This is a genomic window from Sediminibacterium soli, from assembly GCF_009939225.1.
Classification (GTDB): domain Bacteria; phylum Bacteroidota; class Bacteroidia; order Chitinophagales; family Chitinophagaceae; genus Sediminibacterium; species Sediminibacterium soli.
This window is the reverse complement of sequence record NZ_JAACJR010000008.1, coordinates 284,120-310,761: the sequence shown is the minus strand read 5'-3', so window position 1 is coordinate 310,761 and position 26,642 is coordinate 284,120. Positions and strand designations below refer to the sequence as shown.

Annotated in this window: 21 protein-coding genes; 20 read left to right on the top strand and 1 reads right to left on the bottom strand. The window is 40.9% G+C overall.

The window, feature by feature from the left end; all coding sequences use genetic code 11:
- Positions 1-8: 8 nt before the first annotated feature.
- The 14 genes from GWC94_RS08555 (at position 9) to GWC94_RS08490 (ending at position 17,699) form a co-directional block, all read left to right on the top strand.
- Positions 9-1,919 carry a heavy metal translocating P-type ATPase gene (locus GWC94_RS08555; protein ID WP_161834624.1) on the top strand — a complete coding sequence of 637 codons (1,911 nt, stop codon included), beginning with the start codon at positions 9-11 and terminating at the stop codon, positions 1,917-1,919.
- 2 nt (positions 1,920-1,921) lie between these two features.
- Positions 1,922-2,539, top strand: coding sequence for a nitroreductase family protein (locus GWC94_RS08550; protein ID WP_161834623.1), 618 nt, complete (start codon positions 1,922-1,924; stop codon positions 2,537-2,539).
- 103 nt (positions 2,540-2,642) lie between these two features.
- Positions 2,643-3,035 (top strand): hypothetical protein, encoded by a 393-nt coding sequence (locus tag GWC94_RS08545; RefSeq protein WP_161834622.1) that lies wholly within the window; start codon positions 2,643-2,645, stop codon positions 3,033-3,035.
- A gap of 235 nt (positions 3,036-3,270) precedes the next feature.
- Positions 3,271-7,671: a CusA/CzcA family heavy metal efflux RND transporter gene (locus GWC94_RS08540; protein ID WP_161834621.1), complete on the top strand. Its 4,401-nt coding sequence runs from the start codon at positions 3,271-3,273 to the stop codon at positions 7,669-7,671.
- A 27-nt stretch (positions 7,672-7,698) separates the two neighbouring features.
- Complete coding sequence (locus tag GWC94_RS08535; protein ID WP_161834620.1) at positions 7,699-8,898, top strand: efflux RND transporter periplasmic adaptor subunit; 1,200 nt, start codon at positions 7,699-7,701, stop codon at positions 8,896-8,898.
- 26 nt (positions 8,899-8,924) lie between these two features.
- Positions 8,925-10,769: a heavy metal translocating P-type ATPase gene (locus GWC94_RS08530; RefSeq protein WP_161834619.1), complete on the top strand. Its 1,845-nt coding sequence runs from the start codon at positions 8,925-8,927 to the stop codon at positions 10,767-10,769.
- Positions 10,770-10,826: 57 nt separating this feature from the next.
- Positions 10,827-11,255, top strand: coding sequence for a hypothetical protein (locus GWC94_RS08525; protein ID WP_161834618.1), 429 nt, complete (start codon positions 10,827-10,829; stop codon positions 11,253-11,255).
- A gap of 45 nt (positions 11,256-11,300) precedes the next feature.
- Positions 11,301-11,510 carry a hypothetical protein gene (locus GWC94_RS08520; RefSeq protein ID WP_161834617.1) on the top strand — a complete coding sequence of 70 codons (210 nt, stop codon included), beginning with the start codon at positions 11,301-11,303 and terminating at the stop codon, positions 11,508-11,510.
- A gap of 50 nt (positions 11,511-11,560) precedes the next feature.
- Positions 11,561-12,268 (top strand): HupE/UreJ family protein, encoded by a 708-nt coding sequence (locus GWC94_RS08515; RefSeq protein ID WP_202628672.1) that lies wholly within the window; start codon positions 11,561-11,563, stop codon positions 12,266-12,268.
- 11 nt (positions 12,269-12,279) lie between these two features.
- Complete coding sequence (locus GWC94_RS08510) at positions 12,280-12,912, top strand: hypothetical protein (RefSeq protein ID WP_161834616.1); 633 nt, start codon at positions 12,280-12,282, stop codon at positions 12,910-12,912.
- 38 nt (positions 12,913-12,950) lie between these two features.
- On the top strand, positions 12,951-13,295 hold the full coding sequence (locus GWC94_RS08505; protein WP_161834615.1) for an STAS/SEC14 domain-containing protein: 345 nt from the start codon (positions 12,951-12,953) through the stop codon (positions 13,293-13,295).
- Positions 13,296-13,597: 302 nt separating this feature from the next.
- Positions 13,598-14,173 (top strand): GNAT family N-acetyltransferase, encoded by a 576-nt coding sequence (locus tag GWC94_RS08500; RefSeq protein WP_161834614.1) that lies wholly within the window; start codon positions 13,598-13,600, stop codon positions 14,171-14,173.
- A 52-nt stretch (positions 14,174-14,225) separates the two neighbouring features.
- On the top strand, positions 14,226-16,385 hold the full coding sequence (locus GWC94_RS08495; protein WP_161834613.1) for an ATP-binding response regulator: 2,160 nt from the start codon (positions 14,226-14,228) through the stop codon (positions 16,383-16,385).
- A gap of 120 nt (positions 16,386-16,505) precedes the next feature.
- Positions 16,506-17,699 carry a hypothetical protein gene (locus GWC94_RS08490; RefSeq protein WP_161834612.1) on the top strand — a complete coding sequence of 398 codons (1,194 nt, stop codon included), beginning with the start codon at positions 16,506-16,508 and terminating at the stop codon, positions 17,697-17,699.
- Positions 17,700-17,703: 4 nt separating this feature from the next.
- On the opposite strand, the gene GWC94_RS08485 is transcribed toward GWC94_RS08490, so the two are convergent.
- Positions 17,704-18,225: a hypothetical protein gene (locus GWC94_RS08485; protein ID WP_161834611.1), complete on the bottom strand. Its 522-nt coding sequence runs from the start codon at positions 18,223-18,225 to the stop codon at positions 17,704-17,706.
- A gap of 251 nt (positions 18,226-18,476) precedes the next feature.
- Here GWC94_RS08485 and GWC94_RS08480 point away from each other — a divergent pair, with 251 nt between their 5' ends.
- From GWC94_RS08480 to GWC94_RS08455, 6 genes are all read left to right on the top strand, one after another.
- Positions 18,477-18,953, top strand: coding sequence for a hypothetical protein (locus GWC94_RS08480; RefSeq protein ID WP_161834610.1), 477 nt, complete (start codon positions 18,477-18,479; stop codon positions 18,951-18,953).
- Between the two features lie 138 nt (positions 18,954-19,091).
- On the top strand, positions 19,092-19,430 hold the full coding sequence (locus GWC94_RS08475; RefSeq protein ID WP_095836215.1) for a DUF4134 domain-containing protein: 339 nt from the start codon (positions 19,092-19,094) through the stop codon (positions 19,428-19,430).
- A gap of 12 nt (positions 19,431-19,442) precedes the next feature.
- A complete protein-coding gene (locus GWC94_RS08470; RefSeq protein ID WP_161834609.1) occupies positions 19,443-19,871 on the top strand; it encodes a DUF1896 family protein in 429 nt (142 codons plus the stop codon).
- A 35-nt stretch (positions 19,872-19,906) separates the two neighbouring features.
- Positions 19,907-25,447 (top strand): helicase-related protein, encoded by a 5,541-nt coding sequence (locus GWC94_RS08465; RefSeq protein WP_161834608.1) that lies wholly within the window; start codon positions 19,907-19,909, stop codon positions 25,445-25,447.
- A 20-nt stretch (positions 25,448-25,467) separates the two neighbouring features.
- Positions 25,468-25,797, top strand: coding sequence for a DUF4133 domain-containing protein (locus GWC94_RS08460; protein ID WP_161834607.1), 330 nt, complete (start codon positions 25,468-25,470; stop codon positions 25,795-25,797).
- Positions 25,794-26,609 (top strand): hypothetical protein, encoded by an 816-nt coding sequence (locus GWC94_RS08455; RefSeq protein ID WP_161834606.1) that lies wholly within the window; start codon positions 25,794-25,796, stop codon positions 26,607-26,609. The genes GWC94_RS08460 and GWC94_RS08455 overlap by 4 nt, the downstream gene beginning before the upstream one ends.
- Positions 26,610-26,642 lie beyond the last annotated feature (33 nt).

Genomic DNA, 26,642 nt, shown 5'->3' with positions numbered 1-26,642 from the left:
ATAAAATTATGGAGCAAACAGCAACTTTAACTCAACCTAAAAAAGGATTGTCTTTTGGCAACTGGGAGCGGAATGGGGCGGCAGTCGTTACCGGCTTATGCCTTTTGTTTATCGCATTTGCCTGGTGGGCAGGAAAAAATGACATGAGAGGAGTAGAAATCGGTTTATATATTCTTGCCTATGTAATTGGCGGTTATCAAAAAGCTAAAGAAGGACTTGAAACCCTTTTTAAGGAAAAGCAGCTTGACGTGGACTTGTTAATGGTGGTGGCTGCCATTGGCGCTGCTTCTATTGGCTACTGGATGGATGGCGCTATTTTGATTTTTATTTTTTCATTGAGCGGTGCTTTAGAAGGCTATACAATGGAACGAACAAATAAAGCCATTCAATCTATTATGAAGTTACTGCCGGAGGAAGCCATGTTACTGCAAAATGGTATGGAACGAAAGATAAAAGTGAAAGACCTGAAAAAAGGAGATATTATTATTGTAAGACCTGGCGACCGTATTGCTGCTGATGGAATTATTATTGACGGATATTCTGCAATTAACCAGGCATCCATCACTGGCGAAGCCATTCCGGTAGACAAGAAAAAAGATGATGAGGTTTTTTCCGGAACGATAAACGGACAGGGAGCTTTACAGATTCAAGTAACCAAACCGGCAAAAGAAACGATGCTGGCAAAAATAATTCACTTAGTTCAGGAAGCACAAAATGAAAAACCACCCACACAGCTTTTTGTAGAACGATTTGAAGGTGGTTATGCAAAGTTTGTAGTTGTCGCTGCCATTCTACTTATGACCTTTCCCCCTTTTTTTATTAACTGGACATGGAGCGAAACTATTTACCGGGCTATGATCTTTTTGGTAGTTGCTTCACCCTGCGCTTTGGTATCATCCATCATGCCTGCCTTTTTATCAGCTATTTCCAATGCAGCAAGAAAAGGTGTTCTATTCAAAGGAGGTGTCCATCTTGAAAATGTAAGCGGCGTTAAAGTGGTTGCTTTTGATAAAACCGGAACGCTTACCAGTGGAAAACCGAGAGTAATGGATATACTTCCTTTGCAAAATATCACGGAAATAGAACTTTTTCGTTTAGCGGCTTCTATTGAAACGCTTTCTCAACATCCTATTGCCAAAGCCATAGTGCAAGCAGCCAACGAAAAAAAAATTCCATTAGAAAGACCAAAAGAATTACAGGCTATTCATGGTTTGGGCGTTCATGGGTCTTTAAATAATATAGTATATAAGATAGGCAAGCTGGAGATGTTTGAAGATATAACTATACCACCGGAGCATTTACAAAAAGCCGATGAACTGGAAGGGCAGGGTAAAACAGTAATATATGTTTCGGCAAACCAGGAATTAATAGGCTTACTTTCTATTCAGGATACCATTCGCCCCCAGGCAAAAAAAGTGATGGATGATTTAAAAGCAATGGGCATAAAAGTAGCCTTACTAACTGGCGACAGTGAAACTACTGGTAAAGCAGTGGGCAAGCAGGCAGGCATTGATGAAGTTTATGCCGAGCTTTTACCAGAACAAAAAGTAGAAGCTGTAAAAAAACTGGAAGCCAAATACGGCAAGGTGGCAATGGTAGGTGATGGCGTAAATGATGCACCGGCTTTAGCTACTGCCTCGGTCGGAATATCAATGGGAAGCGGCGGGACGGATGTGGCCATGGAAACAGCAGATATTATTTTAATGGCAGATAACATTGAAAACATTCCGTTTGCTATTTCATTAGGAAGGCGTACAAACCGTGTGGTAAAACAAAATGTGGTGTTTGCAACTGCAGTAGCACTTACCTTAATTACACTAAACTTCATTGGCGGTGTTATTAATTTACCATCGGGTGTGGTAGGTCATGAAGGAAGTACGGTGCTGGTTATATTAAGCGGGTTAAGATTATTAAGGTAAATATGAAAGAAAAAAAATATAACGCAGAACAATTAAATTCTATCATATTGCATAGGAGAAGTATATATCCCTACCAATATGAGAAGGGCAAAGTGGTGCCCGATGAAATTATCTGGCAGATATTGGAAAATGCTAATCGTGCTCCAAATCATAAACAGACGGAACCCTGGCGGTTTACCGTTTTTTCGGGTGACGGGTTACAATATTTTAGTGCGCTTCAGGCCACGATTTACAAACAACATGCTGGCAACGATTTTGATGAAAGCCGGTATAAGAAACTATTCGATTATCCCTTGATGTCTTCTCATGTTATCGTTATCGGAATGAAAAGAAATGAAACAAATAAGCTTCCGGAGATAGAGGAAATAGAAGCTACTGCCTGCGCAGTTCAGAATATGTTTCTTTCTGTGACCGCCTATGGTTTAGGTTGTTATTGGAGTACTGCGGGGATTACTTACTTTGAAGAGGCAAAAGCGCATTTTCAATTAACCAAGATGGACAGATTGTTGGGCTTTTTCTATATCGGTCACATAATGAAGCCTCCGGTTGCAATTTCTAAAAGAAGGCCCGTTCAGGAAAAAGTAACATGGATTAGAAGATCCGCAGGAAACACATTATAAAATTTAAAATAAATATTGTAAAAGGCTAAAAGGTTGATAGCGGAAAATTAGAAAATATTGCTATCTTTAGCCCTTAAATTTGGCAAACTGTGTTTATAGCATAATGAAGCAATTCAGGTATATCACTTTTATTTTATCACTCATGGTAATTATGGGGCACGATGTTGTACCCCATTTTCATGTTGATGAGAATGATTTACTTGAGCACTCCGCTACCATACCACATCAGACAAATAGCGGGTTGAAAGATATTCAAAATGCATTTTCTCATTTTCAGCACAGCTCAGCCGAAAGAAATCTGGTGTATTTAGGCGCAGTTGAAAAGAAAATCAACCCCCAAATCAAAGCGCTTGATTATATGCCTTATCTGGTGTCGGTTGAATACTCCTTGATTTGGTATGCTAATTACAAAAAGCAGCGTTTTTGGGAGATAAATGTTACTCCCGATAATTACCGATTACACTCTTTCTCTCTCAGAGGTCCTCCTACCTGCTAATTCCTTTCTTACAATTAATGCCTGATTTGATTTAGGCGTCGAATTGCCTATTCTGGTGTCCGTCGTCCTATCTAATGTCACTTTGGGCGCAACAGCCGTCTTGCATTAATGCTACTTCATTAAGGTAATCATATTTTCCAGTCAGGCTCGTAAGCCGTGACATGTTGTTAGAAACGGATTCAGGATTTACTGCTGCAAATACCTTTTTAATGTCACTTAACTATATAAATAACTAATGTTAGATAAAATCATTCAATTCTCGATAAAGAATAAACTTCTTATCGGGTTATTTACTCTCGCTCTGATTGGTTGGGGTACATATTCCCTGACCAAGCTCCCAATCGATGCTGTTCCAGATATCACAGATAACCAGGTCATGGTAATTACGGTATCGCCAACATTAGCGGCACAGGAAGTAGAGCAACTGGTCACCTTTCCGGTGGAGCAGACAATGGTGAGTATTCCGGGCATTAAGGATATGCGCTCCTTTTCCCGCTTCGGGCTTTCCATCGTTACAATCGTGTTTAAAGAAGATGTGGACTTGTACTGGGCGAGGCAGCAAGTACAAGAACGCCTTACAGTTGCCGCAAGCAACATTCCTGAAGGCATCGGGAAGCCCGAAATGGCTCCGGTCACTACAGGACTTGGAGAAATATATCAATACGTGGTCCATCCAGTGAAAGGATATGAAGACAAATACGATGCGACCGAATTGCGCACCATTCAGGACTGGATCATCAAGCGCCAGTTATTGGGTACTCCCGGAGTTGCTGAAGTGAGCGGTTTCGGCGGCTTTGTAAAACAATATGAAATAACCATTGACCCTGATAAGCTTCGCAGTATGGAAGTTACAATCTCAGATATTTTTACTGCACTGGAGAAAAACAATCAGAATACAGGTGGTGCGTACATTGATAAAAACCCAAATGCTTACTTCATACGAAGTGAGGGTTTAATAAAAAATCTTGATGAGTTAAACAAAATTGTAATCAAAGCCAATGAGGATGGAACACCGGTATTGATCCGTGACGTCGCAGGAGTTCAGTTTGGACATGGTGTACGTTATGGGGCGGCGACACGAAACGGGCAAGGCGAAGTGGTTACCGGTATTGTGATGATGCTTAAGGGCGCAAACTCTTCTGAAGTTATTACCAATGTAAAAGAGAAAATTGAGCAGATTAAAAAGACGCTTCCAAAAGGCGTAACGATTGAGCCTTACCTTGACAGAAAGAAACTGGTAGACAGTGCAATTGCCACAGTGACCAAAAATTTAGCTGAAGGCGCCTTAATCGTAATCTTTGTCCTCATCTTATTCCTTGGGAATCTTCGTGGTGGTTTGGTAGTAGCCTCCGTTATTCCACTTTCCATGTTGTTTGCCGTGGCCATGATGAACTTGTTTGGAGTATCAGGCAACTTGATGAGTTTGGGGGCAATCGATTTTGGGTTAATAGTGGATGGTGCCGTCATAATAGTGGAAGCAGTTATGCACAGGATCACACAAAGCAAACATCATCATCCTGGAATAAAAAAATTGTCTTCTACTCAAATGGATGAAGAGGTTCGGGAGTCTGCTGGTAAAATGATGAGCTCCGCTGCCTTTGGTCAAATTATTATCCTGATTGTTTATTTGCCGCTTTGGGCTCTTGTAGGTGTTGAAGGGAAAATGTTTAAGCCAATGGCGCAAACCGTATCCTTTGCCATTCTGGGCGCATTCCTGCTTTCTCTTACTTATGTTCCCATGATGTCGGCACTTGGGTTAAGCCGCAAAACCGAGCATAAACCTAATTTTTCAGACCGAATGATGAATTTCTTTCAACGGATGTATCGTCCTGTAATAGAAACTGCCATCCATAAAAAGCTTTTAGTGGTGATGATCGCTGTTGGACTTTTCATCATTACGTTAATTACATTTTCCCGCATGGGAGGCGAGTTTATTCCGCAACTGGACGAGGGAGACTTTGCAGTTGAAACCAGGGTTCCCGTAGGAAGCTCTATTCAACAAATGATTGATGTTTCGCAAAAAGCACAAACCATCATCCTTAAAAATTATCCTGAAGTACTTCAGGTTGTCAATAAAATTGGATCAGGCGAAATTCCCACAGACCCCATGCCGATTGAAGCTGGTGATATGATGGTTATTCTCAGACCTAAAAAGGAATGGAAGAGTGCGGAAACAAGGGAAGAGCTGATAGAAAAGATGCAGCAATCTCTTGCTGTCATTCCGAATGCCACATTTAGCTTCCAGCAGCCCATTCAAATGCGCTTTAATGAACTACTGACCGGAGCAAAACAGGACGTTGTGATTAAAATTTATGGAGAAGATTTGAATATTCTTTCTGACATGGCAAATGATGTCGGCCGAAAGATAAGATCGATTGATGGGGTGGAAGATTTGTACATAGAGCAAATTACCGGTTTGCCGCAAATTCAAATACAGCTTAACCGCGATAAAATCGCCCAATATGCGATGAACGTGGAAGATATAAACAATGCTATCGAAACGGCCTTTGCAGGCAAATCAGCCGGTGTGGTATACGAAGGCGAAAGAAGATTTGATCTGGTAGTTAGATTGGATAGCGCATATCGTACAGACATTACCGATGTGAAGAATTTATATGTAAGTACGCCATCCGGTCAGCAAATCCCGCTTAGCGAGGTAGCTTTAATATCTTACAAACCAGGGCCCGTTCAAATTCAAAGAGATAATGCTAAAAGAAGAATAACCATTGGATTTAATGTTAGGAACCGCGACGTTCAAAGCATTGTAAATGATATACAGCAGGTAATAGCGTCAAAAGTAGATTTGCCAGCCGGGTATTATGTTACTTATGGTGGCCAATTTCAGAACTTAAAAGAAGCTACTCAAAGGTTGGCGATAGCGGTTCCGGTGGCATTGCTGCTCATATTGCTGCTGCTCTACTTTACATTCGGTTCAGTTAAGCAAAGCTTATTGATTTTTACCGCCATTCCTTTGTCGGCAATAGGTGGAGTTTTTGCCTTGCTGGCAAGAGGAATGCCTTTCAGCATTTCTGCCGGTGTTGGATTTATTGCGCTGTTTGGTGTGGCGGTGTTAAATGGTATTGTATTGATTGCGGAGTTTAACCGGCTCGCGAAAGAAGGCGTTGATGATATTTACGAACGTGTACTTAAAGGAACTAGGGTAAGATTAAGACCGGTGTTGATGACTGCTACGGTAGCCTCACTCGGATTTTTGCCGATGGCGATTTCGACTACTTCGGGAGCTGAAGTACAACGCCCCTTAGCTACAGTCGTTATTGGTGGTTTACTTTCTGCTACGTTATTGACGCTTATTGTGCTGCCTGTTCTTTATATCTACTTTACTACAGGGAAAGTCAAATTGAAGAAAAAAGTCACCATGATTACAACCCTGCTCATAATAGGCAGCGTTATAGCTCCTTCCCTGAATGTCCAGGCGCAGAATATTAATCCAGGGCTGGAAAGAAAACTTTCTTTGCAACAGGCAATTGATGAGGCTTTAAAGAATAACAACATAGTTAAGATTGCACAATACCAGGTAGAGTTGCAGCAATCCCTTAAAGCCGGTGCCATTACTATTCCGAAAACCGACCTGTTCTATACACAAGGCGTAGTAAGCAATCCCACCATACAGGATAATCTTCTAAATGTTACACAGCGTTTAGACTTTCCTACATTATATAGCAGCCAGTCTAAACTGGCAAGCGGAAGGATAGAAAGCAGCAAGCGGTATAAAGTGATACAGGAAAATGATCTGATAGCTGATGTAAAATTTGCCTACCTGCAATACCTCTATGTAACTGAAAAAAGGAAGTTGCTGCTTCATCAGGACAGTGTTTACAGCAACCTTGATCGATCAAGCAAACTACGATATGAAACAGGAGAATCGACAAAGTTGGAAAGCGTTACATCCTCTGCCCAGTCGATGCAGATAAAAAATAAGATAGAGCAAAATAATGCAGATTTGGCAATCGCGAAAAAGCAATTACAAACACTGTTAAATACTTCTGATAACATTAGTGTGGCAGATTCGGGACTAACCCAAAAGCGTCTAACACTTCCAACTGACAGCAGTGCGGTTGCTAAAAACCCCTTAATTCAATACCTGCAACAAGAATTAAAAGTCAATGAACTGCAGACTAAAGTGGAAAAAAACAGAATGTTGCCCGACATTATATTAGGTTATAGCAGCCAAACTTATAAAGGCACTCAAAACGTCAATGGTACTAACCGAACTTTTACTGGCAGTGATCGCTTCTCTTTTTACCAGCTTGGTGTAGCCATTCCTATTTTCCCCGGAGGTTATCGGTCTCGGATAAATGCTGCTAAAATCAATGAAAACATAGCAGAAACACAAATAGCCCTGACAAAGACTACGCTTCAAGGTGAGTTGCAAAAGCTGGTTCAACAGTATTATAAGCTTCAAAACACGATAAGCTATTACCAGAAACAAGCATTGCCACAGGCAGAATTAATCATTAATAATTCGGAGAGAGGGTTCCAGAGCGGTGACATATCATACATACAGCACTTTCAAAACCTGACTTTGGCAATCAGCATTCAATCAGATTATCTGGATAATCTATACCAGTATAATCAGTCGGTCAATGCAATCGAAACACTTATAGGCAATAAATAAACACGATACAACTAAAATTAAATAACGATGAAATTAGCATTCAATAAACTTGTTCCGGTTGCATCAGCGGCACTTTTGTTTCTGGCAGCCTGTGGGAATAAGCAAACAGATAAAAAAGAAGAAGCAGCTCTCGAAGAAACTTCTGCTACGGTGGATAGCACTACCACAATAACAAAACAAATAACCTTCACGTCAGATCAATATCGGCTCGCTGGCATTGAAACCGGAAAAATCGATATGCGCAATCTGAGCAATATTATTAAGCTAAATGGTGTAATTGACGTGGAACCAAAAAGCATGGCGTCTGTGTCAGCTCCTTTGGGGGGATATATCAAAACTGCGGGTATGCTTCCGGGCCAGGCAGTAAAAAAAGGTCAGGTTTTGGCTACCATAGAAAATCCTCAATTTATTACGATGCAGCAGGAGTACCTGGAGAGCAAAGGCCGTTTGCAATTTCTTGAGCAAGAGTATAACCGTCAGCAAAAATTAAGAGAGGAAGACGTTAACGCGGCAAAAACCTTTCAGCAAGTTGCGTCAGATTATAAGGTAATGCAGGCTCGTATTGCAGGCTTGGAACAACAGCTTGCTTTAGCAGGTATTAGCAGATCTGCCCTTCAATCGGGAAAAATTACCAGAACAGCTAACCTGTATGCTCCAATCAGTGGATTTATTAAGACCAGCAATGTAAATATCGGTAAATACGCGACGCCAACAGACATCTTGTTTGAGATTATCAATAAAGATGATCTTCATTTGGCACTCAATGCCTATGAAAAAGACTTGAGTAAAATTCAAACTGGTCAAACGGTCAAATTCTCTTTAGCAAACGAAAATAATTTTAACCGTATTGCGAAGGTTTTCCTGATTGGCCAGGCAACCGGCGACGACCGGATTGTACCTGTTCATTGTCATTTAACAAATGAGCGTAGCACTGGGCTTTTACCGGGAATGTATGTGAAGGCATGGATAGAAACGGGATCAGAGAAGCAGTATGCCGTTCCTTCAGAAGCAATCGTCCAGTTAGAGGGTAAAGACTATGTGATTTTACAGACTGCTCAATCTTCAAAAGAATACACATTTCAGTTAGAGCAGGTAAAGATGGGCGTTGAGCAAGAGGGATATACAGCTGTCATCATGCCGCAAAATGTAGACATACAAAAAGCCCAAGTTGTAACAAAGAACGCATACTCCATTTTATCCGCTTTAAGGAATTCTGAAGAAGAGTAAATGCTTCACCATCTAATTTTTAAAACATGAATATTACGAAAGTATTCTTTTCAAAGCAGTTTTTCTGGGAGATCATCAGTATTCTCGCCGTTGGATTAGCCAGCCTGCTATTTTATTTAAAGATGATACCATTGCCTGTTCTGCTTGCCTCAATGGCTTTCGGGCTCTTCTCTTTGGTAAAAACTGCGTTGAAGGATCTAATCAAAGAAAGAAAGATTGGCACCGAGCTGTTTATTACTATCGCTGTCATAGTCTCCGTTTTAGGTGCAGAGTACCTGGCTGGCGCTGTAGTCCTGATGATCATTCTGATTGCAGAATATATTGCCAGCGCAAGTGGCGAAAGAGCAAGAGCCTCTATAAAAGAATTAATTGGCTCTGTTCCCCAAACGGCTCTGGTAAAGCGCGGCGACAAAGAAGAAACCCTTCCGATAGAAGATTTGCAAATTGGTGACATAATCTTGGTGAAAGCAGGCGAAAAAATACCGGTTGATGGGAAGGTAATCAGTGGTTCAGGATCAGTTAATCAGGCTCCAATTACTGGAGAAAGTACCCCGCAGGAAAAAATAACAGGGAGTGATGCATTTGCTGGGACTATTGTTGAATTAGGAGCCCTCGATGTGAAAATGACGAAAGCAGGAAAAGACACCGTTTTTTCACGTATTATTTCATTGGTAGAAGAAGCGGAAAGCCAGCAGGCTCCTATTGAAAAACTGACAGATAAAGTTGCGTCCTGGCTAATTCCAGTCGTCTTTGTTTTTGTCGGCGCTGTTTATTTTTTTACCCGTGATGTAAGGCTTGTTATTGCACTGCTCATCTTTACTTCCCCGGCTGAATTAGGATTGGCAACACCTTTGGTTACCATTGCAGCAATTGCTCGTGCTGCGCGGGAAGGTATTCTTGTAAAAGGAGGAAAATTCTTAGAGGAGCTTGCTAAGGTCACTACGGTTGTTTTTGATAAAACTGGAACGCTAACCGTCGGCAGTCCCACCGTAAATCAAGTTGAATTAATCAATAGAGATTATAATGAAAATCAAATTGTACAACTTGCTGCGGCGGCTGACAGACGTTCAAGCCACCCGCTTGCTAAAGCAATTTTGAGTTATGCAGACAATCTCAAACTACCATACAAAGAACCAAGCCAATTTGAGGTAGTAAAAGGCCGGGGGGTAACAGCAGTTGTCGATAGTCAGATGCTATTATTGGGTAATAAAGAATTTATGGAAGAACGAGGAGTATCTGTTTTAAGAGCGACAACCAATGTAACCGATACTGCAATATTTCTTGCCATTGAAAAGAAGCTTGCAGGAATATTCTACGTGTCTGACGCTATTCGAAGTGGAGCCAAAAGTATGATTGAAGGACTTAGGAAAAGTGGCGTAAAGAACATTGTTATGCTTACAGGAGATAATTCTGAAACCGCGAAGCATGTATCTGAACAAGTAGGGATTACTGACTACCGGGCTAATTTATTACCTGAAGACAAGATAAAAATAATTAAAGAGTTACAAGGCCCTGGTGCAAAAGTAGCAATGGTAGGTGATGGCATAAACGATGCCCCTGCCCTGGTACAGGCTAATGTTGGCATCGCAATGGGTGCTATGGGAACAGAAGCAGCGATGGAAGCCGCTGACATTGTATTAATGGAGGACAAGCTGGAAAAGATTGCCAGGGCCAGAACCATCAGCAAGCGGTCTTTTCGCACCATAAAGGAGAACATTATTGTAGGCGTGGGTGTAGTACATGTTATTGGCATTACACTCGTATTGCTGAGAATACTTGGCCCAGTCGAAGCGGCTGCTATCCACTTGCTTCCAGACACATTGGTATTCCTTAATTCCATAAAACTTTTGAGAATAAAAATTCAGGACTAACAAAATTCCTGCAAGCGATAAAAAATACTAATTATTTCAATCACTAAATCAGACAAAATGAAACAGATCAAGTCAATTGCCATTTTCTTTGCCTTCTTAATTATCGGCTCGACAATTTCTTTAGCACAAACCGCTAAGCAAACAAGCAAATCCAAGTACGGAGGTATAATTCAAACAACCGGAAATTATACCATAGAAATGGTCAAGGAAAAGAACATCATTCAGTTTTACGTAAGTGAATCCGGAAAAAAAGAAATATCTGATAAGGATATTGCAGGGTCTGTTTTGTTTGAATTTCTGAATAAAACAAAATCTACAGCTTCGCTTACTAAGACAGGTCAAAACTCATTGCAGGTAAATACTCCCAAAGCCAATGTTTTCACCTACTGCACTGTTTCACTAACCGTGAAAGGCCAAAATATTAACGCAAAATTCAAGAATAGTGATATTTCCCAAGAAGATATTGAACACGGGCATCAACACTAAACTTCTATGGTTAATCAAATTATTAATAAACAATTAGAAATAAACATGAAAAAACTAATCATCATCGCATCAATGGCCTGTATTATATTCTCGGCCTGTTCAAGCAATTCTAACAATAAATCTGATACATCCACACAAAGTGAACAAGAGACAATGGATGTAGATACAAGCATGAGTTCTACAGACAGCACAAAAGCTGCCGCCGAAAAAATGGCAAAAGATAGTGCGGACGCTGCTCATGGACATACCCATTAAATTATTTTGAGCCAACTCTTCTCTCTATACAATTAAAGAGAGAAGAGTTAATGAAAAAAAATAAAAATATGAATTTAAAGAAAATAGTATCACTCGCTGTAATTCTTATATTATGCGGGACCGGTAATAATGTTTTGGCTCATGGCGTAGATGGGGATACGCAGACCTTTCTTTCAGGTAATGACGGCGTGGCTTTTGGACCTTTCCTTTACATTGGCGCCAAGCACATGCTCACAGGATATGATCACCTACTGTTTTTGATAGGAGTGATTTTCTTTCTGTATCGCCCTAAAGAAGTATTGCTTTATGTAAGTTTTTTTACTATCGGACATAGCCTAACTCTCCTGCTTGGAGTAATGGCCGACATTTCGATTAATTCCTACCTCATAGATGCAATTATAGCGCTTTCTATAGTGTATAAAGGCTTCGACAATTTAGGAGGCTTTAAGCGGTTCTTTGGAACCCAGCCTAATACAAAAGCGGCAGTTCTGATTTTTGGTTTATTTCACGGGTTCGGGCTTGCTAGTAAACTGCAGGAATTCAAATTCGACAAAGAAGGTCTATTCACAAATCTCCTGGGATTTAATATCGGCGTTGAGATAGGTCAATTTATCGCATTGGCTTTTGTTCTGATAATTATCACGCTATGGCGAAGTCACTCAAGTTTCATTAAGTTTTCTACACTAACGAATACTATGCTGATGGCAGCAGGATTCTTACTGTTAGGATATCAATTAACCGCTTACATCACTTCTTAAAAACGAACATAATGGCAGAAATAAATCATCCGATACCGGAGAAAAAGAAAATTATAAAGGCAACTGTCCTTTCATTGATCATTGGATTTGTCTTACTCATAACAGCCGTACTACCAGCCGAATTTGGCATTGATCCCACAGGCGCAGGAAAGCTATTTGGTTTTAACAGGTTGTATATTCCTGATAATTCAAAGCCTGAAGTTGGTCTTAACACTGCAACATCATCAAACAATTTTCCAATAATAAAAATGGAGAAAGCTGGTTCCGGACCAGATGTTCAACGGCCTTCAGAAGCAGACAATCCTCCACCTGAAGTTCAGCTCGCTCTAAGAGATGACAGTGTTCAAGTCACTGTGCCGGCAGGGAAAGGCATTGAATACAAAATATACATGCTTAAACACGGAAAAATGAAATACGAATGGGTGACTGATAACGGAGTGCTTTATTTTGATTTTCACGGTGAAGTGAAACAAGCAGCAGCCTCCAATGATGTATATTTTGAGAGTTATACCATCGCAAATTCTAATAATATGGTAGGTACTTTTCTATCACCATATGAAGGAAAGCATGGCTGGTTCTTTAGAAATTCCGGAAATAAGGATATTACTGTAACTCTCCGGCTTAAGGGTCAATATGAACTATAAATAATCATACAACATGAACCGAGCATAGATTTTAGTAAATGTTACAACTGTTAGATTTTACCTCCAAGAATATTATTGCTACAAAAGCCGATGGGCAATTGAGACGAATGGATTATGAGAAAATATATCCTCTCGTTCATAATATACTGCTCACTGGCAAAAAGGTGCGTTGGTATTTGGAAGTAGAAAATTTTGATCAATGGTCTCATTCAAATTTTATTGACGGAATAGTGCACGCCGAAGATTTTGAAAAAATAAGTTGTGTAGGGGTGTCAAAGGGGGATAAACAAATTAATGAGATATTAAAACCCTATAAAAATGCAGAAATCGAATTTTTTTCTGTCGCGGATAGAGAGAAGGCAATAAGCTGGATTAAAGTATGACAAAAATAGCAAGGCCATGAATTTAAACATCAAACTCCATGAATTGTCAGAGCCTTATATAGGAGCTAAGTACACAAACTTCATTCTAAATTAAACGAAGGATCTAATGAAACATAAAAAACTACCACACGTACAGCAAGCTAAAAGGAAGACCGAACCGGTACCCAAAAAGGTATCTGTATGGCGTGTAGTTTTCATTATTCTATTAATCATAGGGTTTATTGTCGTCCTGTTAATGACTTATTTTCTTTCCAGCATATCAGTAAACACAATACATAAATAGCCATTAAAGAAAAGTTTTTATGAAAAAGGCAAAATACAATGACAAGCATTTGGTGATTGACATTCTCGCCGAATCGTTCGACGCTAATTTAAGTGTCAACTACATAATTAAACAAGACAGAAAAAGGGAGAAGAGAATTCGGGCATTAATGGATTATTCTTTTGAAATATGTACAGCATTTGGTGATGTGTTTATTTCCGATGATAATAAGGCATGTGCGCTTATTGTTTACCCCGATAAAAAGAAGGTTACGTTAAAATCAACAGTGTTGGATGCGAAACTCATTCTTCAAGCTGTTGGCTTAGGCAATATAAGTAAGACGTTAAAAAGAGAAAAGCTGATAGGTAGCATACAGCCTAAAATACCAATGACGCACTTATGGTTTATCGGTGTTGACCCTGTAGCGCAAGGACGTGGAATTGGAAGTACACTACTTCAGGAAATTATTGAGTACAGTAACAGCAACAATCGCCCTATTTATCTGGAAACTTCAACGGTTAAGAATTTACCCTGGTATAAGGAATTCGGATTTGAAGTTTATAATGAACAGGATTTGTCATACCATTTGTATTTCTTCAAGAGAGATGTAAAATAATTCGGCAATGCTGGTATTCGGGACACAAATGCACATTGTCACATTCTTTTTCGTGAGCATAGAAATAGTTATCTTTTTCTATCTGGCAATATTTCGTTTAGCCCGACCAGATGATAAGACCACTACACTCAACCTTATACTTATTTTTCTACTGCTCATCTATAACATCACAGGAGGTCTGCTTCCTGATCCAAAACTGCCGGGATCATTTTTCTTACAAGAAGTTATTGCATATGCAACAGGTTTCATCACACCCTGCTATTTTCCCTATTACGTCTATAGAGCCTTTGGCTTAACTAAGCTGAAGTTTCACGTCTATAAGGGTGTCTATCTATTCCTAATTCTGCCATACTGCATTTTTGTCTTTGTTTTTTGGCTTACCGGAGATTTAAAAGACACACAAAATTTGCTTATCATTCCTGTACTTTATGCAGTTTGGGTAATTGTTTCTTTGGGTAAGGCTATTCGCCATAAATACAACTATGATTTTTCAAGCTCCGAAGCCCGTCAGGAAATGGTTGTGTTGCTGTTTAGTTTGACGCCGTGGGTAGGTTTGCCAATCACTACTTATTTTGATTTAGGTCAGGCAGTTGAGGCGCTAATTACCAACATAGGATTTCTGCTGTTGTTCGGATTACAGGTGATGAGGCATGTTCGGGTGGTAAGATTCGAGCATGAAAAACTGATGGAATCAGAACAGCGACTGAGAAGCTGGAATGCTGACCTTAAAGATGAAGTTAATAAACGTACTAAGGAACTTGAGAAGATCAATGAACAAAGAACAAACAACTTCATCAACCTTGTTCATGAAACAAAAACGCCGCTGACATTGATAAAAAACTACTTGGATGAGTACATCACGAAATATGGGACTGTTGAAGAATTGAATGTTATAAAAGGTGGCGTAGATAAACTGACTGCTGATGTTATTAATCTATTCGATCTCGAACGCTTTTCTAAAGGAATTGATACCTATAAACATAACCAGGTTTCTGACTTCAGCGGCATCCTTCGGGACAGCCTTCCTCTGTTCAAGCATTATTGTGTAAAGCATAAGATCGAGTGCTCCACCTGCCTAGACGAGGATATTTTCGTTAAAGCAGATCCCAATGCTATTCACAGGATAGTAAATAATATTGTTGAGAATGCCATTAAATTCACTGATCCGGATGGCGAAGTGCTCATTTCATTGACAAGTCAGGAAGATGAGATTATCTTTTCAGTAGTGGATACTGGTATTGGTATTCCGGAAGATTTGCAAAAGAAAGTTTTTGAGCCGTATTACCAAATTGGCTATAAAAATACCAGTCTTCAAGGCATGGGACTTGGTTTGCCGATAGTGAAGAAAGTAGTTGAAGGTATTGGCGGCACTATTTTTATAGAGAGTAACCCGGCTAAGATGCGGGGCACAAAAATTGTCATTACACTCCCCCGTTATAAGCCAACCGATAAAGACGAACCTGTAAAGGAAGTAGACAGCTTAAATAAGCTCAATTATAATTTTAACTACGATGAACTAAGTGACAGTGATTATGATGCGCAAAAAAGAACAATATTGCTGGTGGAGGATAACATAGCAATGATTAACTTCCTTTCCAATAAACTCCGGCTTACCTACAATGTATTTGGCGCCCGAAATGGCTCGGAAGCATTAAAGAAGCTATTTGAAATGTCTGTGATGCCTGATCTGATACTTTCCGATGTTATGATGGACAAGATGGACGGTTACGCTTTTGCCAAAACGCTGTCAGAACAAGACAAGTATAATCACATACCTATTATATTTTTGACCGCTAAATCTACGCCTACAGACCGACTGAAGGGCCTGCGGCTTGGCGCAATAGATTTCATTTCAAAACCATTCTCGTTTGAGGAATTAAGTCAGAAAATTGAAACCATACTCGACAGTATCGTACGGCAGCAGAAGGCAATACTTAGCACATCTATTGCCGCCTTAAAAACAGGCAAAACCCAAGAGGCTGACAATATGGCTCAGTCTTCGCTTTTAAGATTTGAACAGAACAGTAAGTTATTTCACCTCACGTCACGGGAAACAGAAATAGCCCGACTTATATTCAAGGGCAAAACATATAAGAACGTAGCAAAAGAGCTATTTATTTCAGAAAAAACAGTAACAAAGCATATCCAAAACATCTTTGCGAAAGTAGACGTTTCCAACAAAGTAGAGCTTCTAAATAAGCTGAGTAAATAGCTGAAAGCCACTGATTTACTACTAATTGAGTACGAAAATAGTAGAAATGCCGTATATGTTTCCGTAGTAGCCCATCCTACCTTTGTAGTGGCGAATAGTCGCCAAACTAAAGTAGAGGGTATGTGTGAAGGTTATGTATTGGAATGGCTGGATACTTTGGTTACCGTAACATTGAACCCGGCAAAAAGCAAGGTAGATGTTATCGTACCTGGTGATATTGCAAAAATCAAGGATCAGGTAATATCTCAAAAGGACAAGGTTCAGACTGCCATTAAGTCCAACGTGTTTAGTCTGAATGACGAACCAAAAATCCGATGTCTGATAAAGAAATATCATTCAAGCCTTATTACGTTATTAGATCAGGCATTGGAAGACTTGGAACTGGTCAAAGATAGCCTCCCCGTAAGACAGGTGTTAGACACCATAATTGTCTGCATTGATGAGCTACTCTCTTTAATTGAGCACAGATTTACAAGCTACTTAAGCGTAGATGAAAGAGTACCTGCTACATACCTCGCCCTTTTAAAAAAAGAACTGACAAAGCGGCTATTGTCGGTTGATAGTACGCTCCGTGGTTATGAGCCTTACCTCACGACCTTTAAAATATTAAAACAGGAATTGGAAAAATTTCTAACTCAGCCTTCCGATAAGCATACATATATTTTTCAGGAAATACTTTATGCAAAAGACCTAGTTTTAGAATTGGAGCGCCTCGAACCTGTGGATGAGGCTGCTGTTTACTCCAGGCTTGATGAATTGCTCATCAATATGAACTTTAATAGCAAAACTTACATTTATAGCCTTACACAAAGATTAGCCGCCAGCATTAACGACCTTGACCAACCCGGTGAAAAAATGGACAGGTTACTTTTTTATCTTAAACTGTTTAAACAATATCACAAAAAGCCAGGGATAATTTTTAATCGGAAAGATGCGGATCTGCATAAGCACGTTTCTAATTGGTTTACACAGGAAGTATTCTATCTGGAAAAGCAGATACATTATTCGATAGTTCCACTTAAAGGAGTTGAGAACCCCAAAGAAGTTGTTCAGAAGGAAAAAACAAAACTCCTATCTGTTCTTTCTGTTGATCAAATGGCATTGATATTAAGAGCGGCGGACGACCTGAAAATCGTTATGGCACGTTCTCTGAATAGCGTATTCAAAAATATTGTTCCGTATCTGTCAACTCCCTATCAGGAAAACATATCGTATGACAGTATGAGAAGCAAGTCCTATTCAGCAGAAATGAGAGATAAAGAAATCGTGATAGAAACGCTTCAGCACATGATTAAGAAAATAAATGAATATTGAAATCTTAACGCTGCTTATCGAGTTTCCAGCCAGTATCGAAATGGAATAGGCTTGCGCGTTCAGTTTTCTTTACGGATAGATCACGTTTCATCAGCTTGGCAAAAGGTGTGATGTTCTTATAAGCTACGGTATATTCCACTGTAGCATTTTTATTGTCTTCCTGCAATTGAATGCTCGTAACTTCTGCTAAGTCCATATCTGCCACCTTCACCACCTGCACATTATCATACTTCTCGTCTATGCGAAGAAGGTAGGGCTTTGCTTTCTCCATAAAATGGACGATAGGTTGCCCGGCATCTTTGAGTTTTTGCGTTTTATCTACAGTTACTAATCCTTCCGCCTCCAGTCCTGCATCCAATAGCTTTCTGGCGCTTGCCGGATCAGTCATGTTGATTTCATACTCATACACTTTGGGATAATTCTTCTCGGTACGGATTACCGATGCCACTTCTTCTTTTTCCAGTTTGAGCTGACTGCAAGATGTGAGGAACAATACAACAAGTCCGAATACACTTACTGTTTTCATAACAATGCTTTTTAGCTATTCAAAAATAATGGTCAATCAAAATTCCGACTACTAATTTAAAAAAAATAATCGGTACTCAGCACTCTGGAATAGCTGATAATCATAGGGGTACAAAGGGTACAACTTTAAGTACATAAAAAGTTGGACTTGAAACGCCTTGATCGTCTTCGTTCTTTTGCTATCAGAAACAACAAAATGCAAACGGCTTTAAAGAGTCGGATTGAAAAGTGTTAAACGAAAAAAGTAAGCGTATGTTAAAGAACATTTCATGGAGTGACTACATTATTGCAGTTGCCATACTATTAGCCATTTACTACCTGTTTGTAGGTGTAAGGTATTTTTCTGCTGAAATCAAAGATCTGCTATCGGGAAAACGCAAACTGAAACTCAGAACGGTATCTTCTGATAACAACGGCATGTCTTATCCTGGCGATGAACCAGACCAGCAAGAAATGGTCGGTTTTGAAAAAACAACGGACGATGAGTTTACAGAAGTGGAACATCTCATTGAACGTCTGAAAGCTGTTGTTGCTGACGCTTCCCACAGAAAGTTAATCCCGCAGGAATTTAAACAATATCTGAGTATGGTACTGAAGGAATATCCTTCCGTGCGATACTCGCCTATTCGGTCGTCAGTCAACGAACTGATTGTATCTGAGTGTCAAAAATATGGTGCTGTTACACTCAAAGAGGATGAGGTGGAACTGTTGTGGAAAGAAGCAGTGTAGCGGCCCATTAACGGAGCGTGTTTCCCTGTCCCTCCTGGTGCGTAAGGGCAAAGTGTGGTAGGAATAACAGGTTGTGTGACGGCGAAGCCGCTCCGTTTTTTTAAAAGAGTTGATTTCAAATTTTAATAAACATGTGTTATGGAAATGTGCAGCAGGAAAACAAAAGGAAATAACCGCAAAAGGGTTATCATGATCTGTGTCGCTCTGGCACTATTGGCTATCCACTACGGGGCATTCGCTCAGGATGGCATTCAGGGTATCAACGAAGCCAACACTAAAGTACGCAGCTACTTTTCCGCAGGAACGAACCTTATGTACGCGGTGGGTGCATTGCTCGGTTTGATTGGCGCAGTGAAAGTTTACCAGAAATGGAATGCCGGTGATCAGGACACTGGAAAAGTCGCAGCCGCCTGGTTTGGTAGCTGCATTTTTCTGGTAGTGGTTGCAACCGTTATTCAATCCTTCTTCGGTGTTTAAAAATCAGGAAGTATGCAAAGTGTGCTAACAGAAAAGTTGTGGGCGTATATCGTCCACAACAATCCTGACCTCATGATCAGCTTGCAGGAGGACTATTCAGTCACCCGTTATCTGGAAGAAAAGGTGAACGCAGTGATGCCGATGGTTGAGCAGCTTCTTGTTGAAGGAAAGCCACCCTATATCATCGAAGAACTATGCCTCAATGCAATGACGGTGGAATTACAGCCATCCCGCTACCAGTACATACGCTTAGTTATAGAAGAAGAATTTAATGGGGACTACGAGCGGATGAAGGAAAACGGAACACTCACCTACGAAGTGGTAAATCTCATCGAAACATGCAAAGGCATTTTTAGTGATTTTGATTTTAACAGTGAAAACGAAACGAACAGGCATTTGAGATATGCCATTATAGGACAGGTGCATGATTACCTGGCCTGAGCCAATAGAAAAGTGAAGAAAGAAAATGTGTGATTATGGCTTACAATGTTTCCCAAAAGCTGCATGATAACCTTCGTGCTATCCGTACAGCGTTGGATTATCAGAACGGTCGTCCGCTTAGTGCGGAAGATGTCGCCAGCTTGAAAAAATATGCAGGTTTTGGCGGCATCAAGGCCGTTTTATATCCTTATGGATCACCGGAAGATTGGCAGGCTAATGGCGCTACAAAAGAGGATTTGAAGCATCACGCGGAAATGATGCAATTACACGACCTGCTCAAAGAAAACTACCCTGAAACAGCTTACAAGGAAATCATTGCTTCATTACGCAATAGTGTTCTCACCGCATTTTATACACCGGAAGTAGTACCTCAAACTCTGTATAGCGTCCTCGCAGCACAGGGCATTCAGCCTAAAAGATTGTATGAGCCTTCAGCCGGTTCAGGTGTGTTCATCAGCGAAGCGGTTACATCATTCCCTCAACTGGAACAGATTACCGCAGTGGAAAAGGACAGGCTAACCGGATTAGTGTTGTCTGCCATCAACAGTACACTTCCGGTAAAAACAGCAACGCATATTACGGGCTTTGAAGAAGCACCTGTAAAAGACAATGGCACTTATGACCTGGTGGTGAGCAACATCCCTTTCGGGAATTTTTCGGTATATGATGAAGCCTTTCCCGATAAAGAAATATCGGGTAAAATACACAATTACTTTTTCGCCAAAGGTCTGGACAAACTGGCTGAAGGTGGGTTGATGGCTTTCATTACAACAGATGCTTTCCTGAACAGTCCATCTAATCATACGGCAAGAGAATACCTGTTTCAGCGGGCAGATTTTGTGAGCCTTGCAGTGATGCCTGATAACCTTATGAAAGATACCGGCAATACCGAAGCGCCAAACCATCTGTTGATTGTTCAAAAGAATACAGGAAAGGAAAAGATAAGCTGGGAAGAAGATTGGCTGAATGAAGTAAGGGAAAGGGAAAATGAATTTGGTCGCTTTCCCTATAATTATTTTATCTCCACTCACGATCACGATGTGGTCATGGGCAATGTGCGTAAGCCAGGCAAAAACCAATACGGCAGAGCTTCAGAAGTGGTTTGGCAGGATGGTGACATCAACCAGATCAGGGAAAGTCTTCATGCCAGTCTAATCAATCAATTTCAAAATCGCTTTAACACTGAATTATATCAGAAGGCGCAAACGATACTATTACCTGTTCCTGAAAATGAGGGTAAAAAACTCACCTACCTGCCGATGCCGGAAAACACAACGGAAAGCACTTCGGTACAATTGGGATTGTTTGATTCAGTCCCGGCAGAGCAGATCAACCGGTCAATGGCATATATCAATCCGCTCGATGAAACAGTTGTGCAAAAAGCATCAGCACGCATCATCGGCACGATACGCACCACAGATAAGCCCAGTCATGAGAATGTTGTATTGCTTACAGCAAAGCAGCACAAAAGCAATCGTTTTCTATATAAGCTGTATTCTAATGTCAAAGAAGTAGATCATCTGTCCGCAAACTGGATGGATGCCCGTTTATTGGGTCATGAGCTGACGGGTATTTCCAATTATCTTAAACAGTTTGACCACAGTTTCAGGTACGAGGGCGACCAAACGCTGGAAGGCTTTTTCCGGTTTGAACAAAAAGTACCGCTTCCTTTTATCGGGCTAAAGCCTTACTACCAGGAAGGGACGCTGGTGGTACACATGGGTAGTGTCGGCACAATTGGCAATCCCGATCCCGAATACAAGCAAGCCGAATTCCAGCCCCTGGGTCTTCAGGGAAATATTCATTTCTATGAAAACTATGCGGCACTTCGTGATGCTTATCTCGAATTAGCAGCCAAAGAAGTATCAGGTGAAACAATCAGCAATGCAGACAGGGATCAGCTCAACAGCAAGTACGAACATTTTGTTGTTGAGTATGGCCTTTTAAACAGCCCTGATAACCGCAGGCGTATTCTGGAAGATACCGCCTTCGGGGTTATTGCATTGTCCTCGCTCGAACGCAGAGAGGGCGAACGGTTTGTCAAAGCAGATATATTAACTCATTCCATTCATCAGGTTAAGGAGCGGTTCATAACCGATGATCCCATTGAAGCCCTTGCTCATAGCCTCAACGATACAGGAAAGGTAGATACAGGCTTCATTAGTGCAGCAATGGGGTTAGATGAAAACGAAGTCATCAATCGCCTCGGTAATCATGTGTACATGAATCCTATCAGCAATGAGTGGGAAACAGCAGATCAGTATTTGAGCGGTAATGTAGTTGAAAAGCTGCGGCAGGCAGAACACCTGTACGGTCAGTTCCCGGATAACCTGCACTATAAAAGAAGTTCGGAAGCCATTGCAAAGGTGCAGCCGGAGCGTATTCCGTTTGAATTACTGGATTTTAATTTAGGAGAACGCTGGATACCTAATTCATACTACGAGCGATTTGCTACATCGCTGTTCGAGCTGGACACTACCATTAATTATTTTCCGTCGCTGGATGCCTTTAAGGTAAACACCGGAATGAATATCAAAGTGTCGAGGGAGTTCGCTGTTACACCTAAAAGCGGACGCACCACTTACGGATACACTTTGCTGGAACATGCACTGGAGAATACAACTCCTTTCTTTACTTATGAAGTGAAAGGGTCTAACAATACAACCATCAGGGTCCCCGATAATGAAGCCATACAACTGGCTCACCAAAAGATCGAGCAGATAAGGAGTGGTTTCATCAACTGGCTGAATGAAATACCCGATGATGAGAAAAAGAACTTGGAAAACCTGTACAATGATACGTTCAACTGCTATGTATTACGGGAGTTCAACGGCAACCACCTCAATTTTCCCAGCTTAGATAAAAAAGCATTAGGCATTGAGGATTTATACAGCTCACAAAAGAATGCAGCCTGGCGAATCATACAGAACCGGGGAGCATTGGTTGATCATGAAGTAGGATTGGGCAAAACACTTACCATGATCGTCTCCGCACAGGAGATGAAAAGATTAGGTATCGTGCATAAGCCTATGATTGTTGCACTGAAGGCTAACGTCAATCAGATAGCAGAAACCTATAAAAAAGCCTATCCTAAAGCACGCATACTTTTTCCGGGACAAAATGATTTTACACCCGCCCAACGGTTGCGACTTTTTCATGAAATAAAGAACAACAATTGGGATTGCATCATACTTACACATGATCAATTCGGAAAAATACCACAGTCACCGGAGATACAAAGAGAAATATTTCAAACGGAATTGGACAATGTAGAACGTGACCTGGAAACTGTCAAAGATCTTGGAGGCGACATCTCTAAGAAGATGCTCAAAGGGTTGGAGATACGGAAAAACAACCTTGAGGGAAAACTAAAATCAATCCTGAAAGACATCGAGGAAAAGAAAGACACAGGTATCAATTTTAAAGAAATGGGTATTGATCACCTGTTTGTGGACGAATCGCATAAATACAAAAATCTCACTTTCACTACCCGTCATAACAGGGTCGCTGGTTTGGGCAATACAGAAGGTAGCCAGAAAGCACTCAATATGCTGTTCGCAGTACGTGAGCTGCAAAGCCGGTTTAACAGTGATCTATGTGTAACCTTCCTTTCCGGTACGCCCATATCCAACAGCCTTACAGAAATGTATTTGCTGTTTAAATACCTGCGCCCGAAAGAAATGGAACGCCAGCACATTGAAAATTTTGATGGTTGGGCTGCTGTATTTGCACGTAAAACAACAGACTTTGAATTTTCAGTCACCAATGAGATCATTGCCAAAGAACGCTTCAGGCATTTTATTAAAGTACCGGAGCTGGCTTTGTTCTATAACGAGATCACCGATTACAAAACAGCAAAACATATAAACCTTGACAAGCCTGAGTTGAGTGAAACGCTGGTGAACATAAAGCCAACGCCTGAACAAAGTGAGTTCATTAAAAACCTGATGCAATTCGCTAAAACAGGGAATGGTGAATTGATTGGGCGTGGCAGGTTGACGCCAGAGGAAGACAAAGGCAGAATGCTGATCGCAACCAACTACGCTAAGAAAATGTCGGCTGATATGCGATTGATCAACGAGTGGAAGTATAGTGATCATCCTGATAACAAAGTAAATGTCAGTGCCCGGAAGATTGCAGAGATCTATAAAGAAACTACTGAGCATAAGGGTACGCAGATAGTCTTCTCAGACATTGGTACACCCAAACCTGTTGAATTTAATATCTACGATGTAGTTAAAGAAAAACTGATCAGGGATTTTAATATTCCCGAACGGGAAATCACTTTTATTCATGACTGGAAAGATACAAAAAAGCCCGAACTGTTCCGTAAGATGAACAGAGGTGAGATACGCATTTTATTGGGCAGCACAGAGAAAGCCGGAACCGGCCTGAATGTGCAGCAACGTGTAGTGGCAATGCACCACCTTGATATTCCCTGGAAACCGTCAGAGCTGGAGCAACGCAATGGCCGTGGCGCACGCCAGGGCAATCTTATTGCCAAAGAATATTACGGCAACAAAGTGCAGAACTATATATACGCAGTAGAGCAGTCACTTGATAATTACAAATTCAACCTCCTGAAGAATAAGCAGACGTTCATTTCGCAAATGAAAAATTGTGAGTTGAACGTGCGTACCATTGATGAGGGCGCGATTGATGAAAAGAGCGGGATGAATTTTTCTGAATACATAGCCATTCTTTCCGGTGACACTTCATTATTGGAAAAATCGAAACTGGAAAAGAAGATAGCTGTAATGGAAAGCCTGAAAGTATCTCACTTCAGGGAAATCGCACGCAATAAATACCAATTGGAAAATCTGCAAAACGAACAGGCATCCACCGTTAAAACGCTCGATAAACTTGCAGCAGATAAAAAAGTGTATAAGGCCAGCCTTCAACTGGAAAAGGACGGTGTAAAAGTTAACCCTATCAAACTGGATACTATCAGTTCAACGGACAGTGAAGTGATTGGCAAACACATCATCAAGCTGTACCAGGACTGGAAGCCTGCTGTTGCAGATGAGCATACAGCGCAGATAGGTACACTCTATGGTTTCAGCTTGTATATCCGCAGGCAGCAGGAAGCCTGTGAGGAAAACGGAGTTTTTGAATACCGCTATTCCAATAGCTTTTATGCGCAACGAAGCAGTGACGGTATTAAATACACCTACAACAACGGGCTTCCGAATACAGATAATCCTAAGCTGGCGGCAAGACATTTCCTTAACGCGATTGACCGGGTGGAAAGCCTGAAAGAAAAGTATGAGCATACTTTAAACGAACTAAAAACAGAGATACCCAAACTGGAGCAGCTTACTACCAAACCATTTTTACAGGAACCAGAATTACAACAAATGAAAAATGAATTGGCTAATCTGGAAAGGCAGATAGCCATCAAGATACAGGAAAACCAGTTGAAGCAGCAACAGGTAGCGGAAACAGAACCTGAAGAAGTTATTGATACACCTGTCATTCACCTATCCGAAAAAGTGAACGGGCATACTGTTCCAAAAGAAGTGATACTCGCTTCACAGCAGGTAGCAGAACGCTCCCGTAGCAGGATGCGATTATGAAATAATTAAAAGGAAATATTATGGCAAATAGTGTTTATCAAATCAACAAAGGAATTAACCAGAGCATCGAGTTTAAAGGCTTGAAGGCGCAATATATCTGGTATTTAGGCGGTGGTGTCGTGGCGCTGCTCATTGTCTTTGCCGCAATGTATATCATCGGCCTTCCTACTTACTTGTGCATCGGTGTCATTCTGACCACAGGAACATTCCTGGTTATGAAGATTTACGGCATGAGCAACAAATATGGCGAACATGGTTTGATGAAAGCCCTTGCCCGGAAGCAGGTTCCTAAGCTGATCAAGTCAAGGAGCAGAAAAATCTTTATGGGCATTAAAGACAAACAATCATGAAAAGAGAATTGCCGGTGTACAACATCGAAGGAACCGATTTTATCGTGGACGTTGCCAGTTTGCAACTCTGTGAGAAGGCAAATCCAGAGAACGTAATCCCTCTATTTGACATGCGGGATGTTGGTGATGGATATGTATTTGATTACAGTCCTAAAGAGAAAAACATACCGAGATTGTTCAGCGATGATACGGATGTTACCACTGTAAAGATACCGGAACTGGTACAGCTTGATCCCGTGGGGATGGCAGAGAAATACGGTTATTCCGTTCACGAGGTGCAGGGAAAAACAGATTTCGCTTTAATGGTAGATCAGCAGGCGCTTGGAAGAAGGCTCATGGGGCAATTGCCCACCGTGGACATAGCCGGTCACACTTTCTATGTAGATATAACAATGGATATGCTGCGTCCTAAAGATGATTTCGCTTCCAACGGCATCGTGTTCAGACAGATTGACCATTACTACGATGATGATAAAGAGGCTTACGTGATACCATACAATCCAAAGAAACATGAGTTTCAGGAACTGGACTATGAAAACATCACCGCCATTCCTAAAGATCTTATCGTTATTTCCTTCCCGCACGAAATAGCATTAGACACGGTAGGCTTCAATAGAAAGGGAGGTTGGGACGAAACAGACGGGTTGAAGCAAAAGAACATCAAATCTCATTTCGAGGCGAAGATTATTGACTGGAATGAAACCGGCATTGAACAAACCATAAAGGAGAATATAAAAAAACAGCAGCAATCGAAACAAGCCGATGAAAGTCGGAAGACCAGCAATCGGCATCGCAAAGGGCCAAAGCTATGAGGTAACAATGCCATCAGTGCATTGAAGTGATAA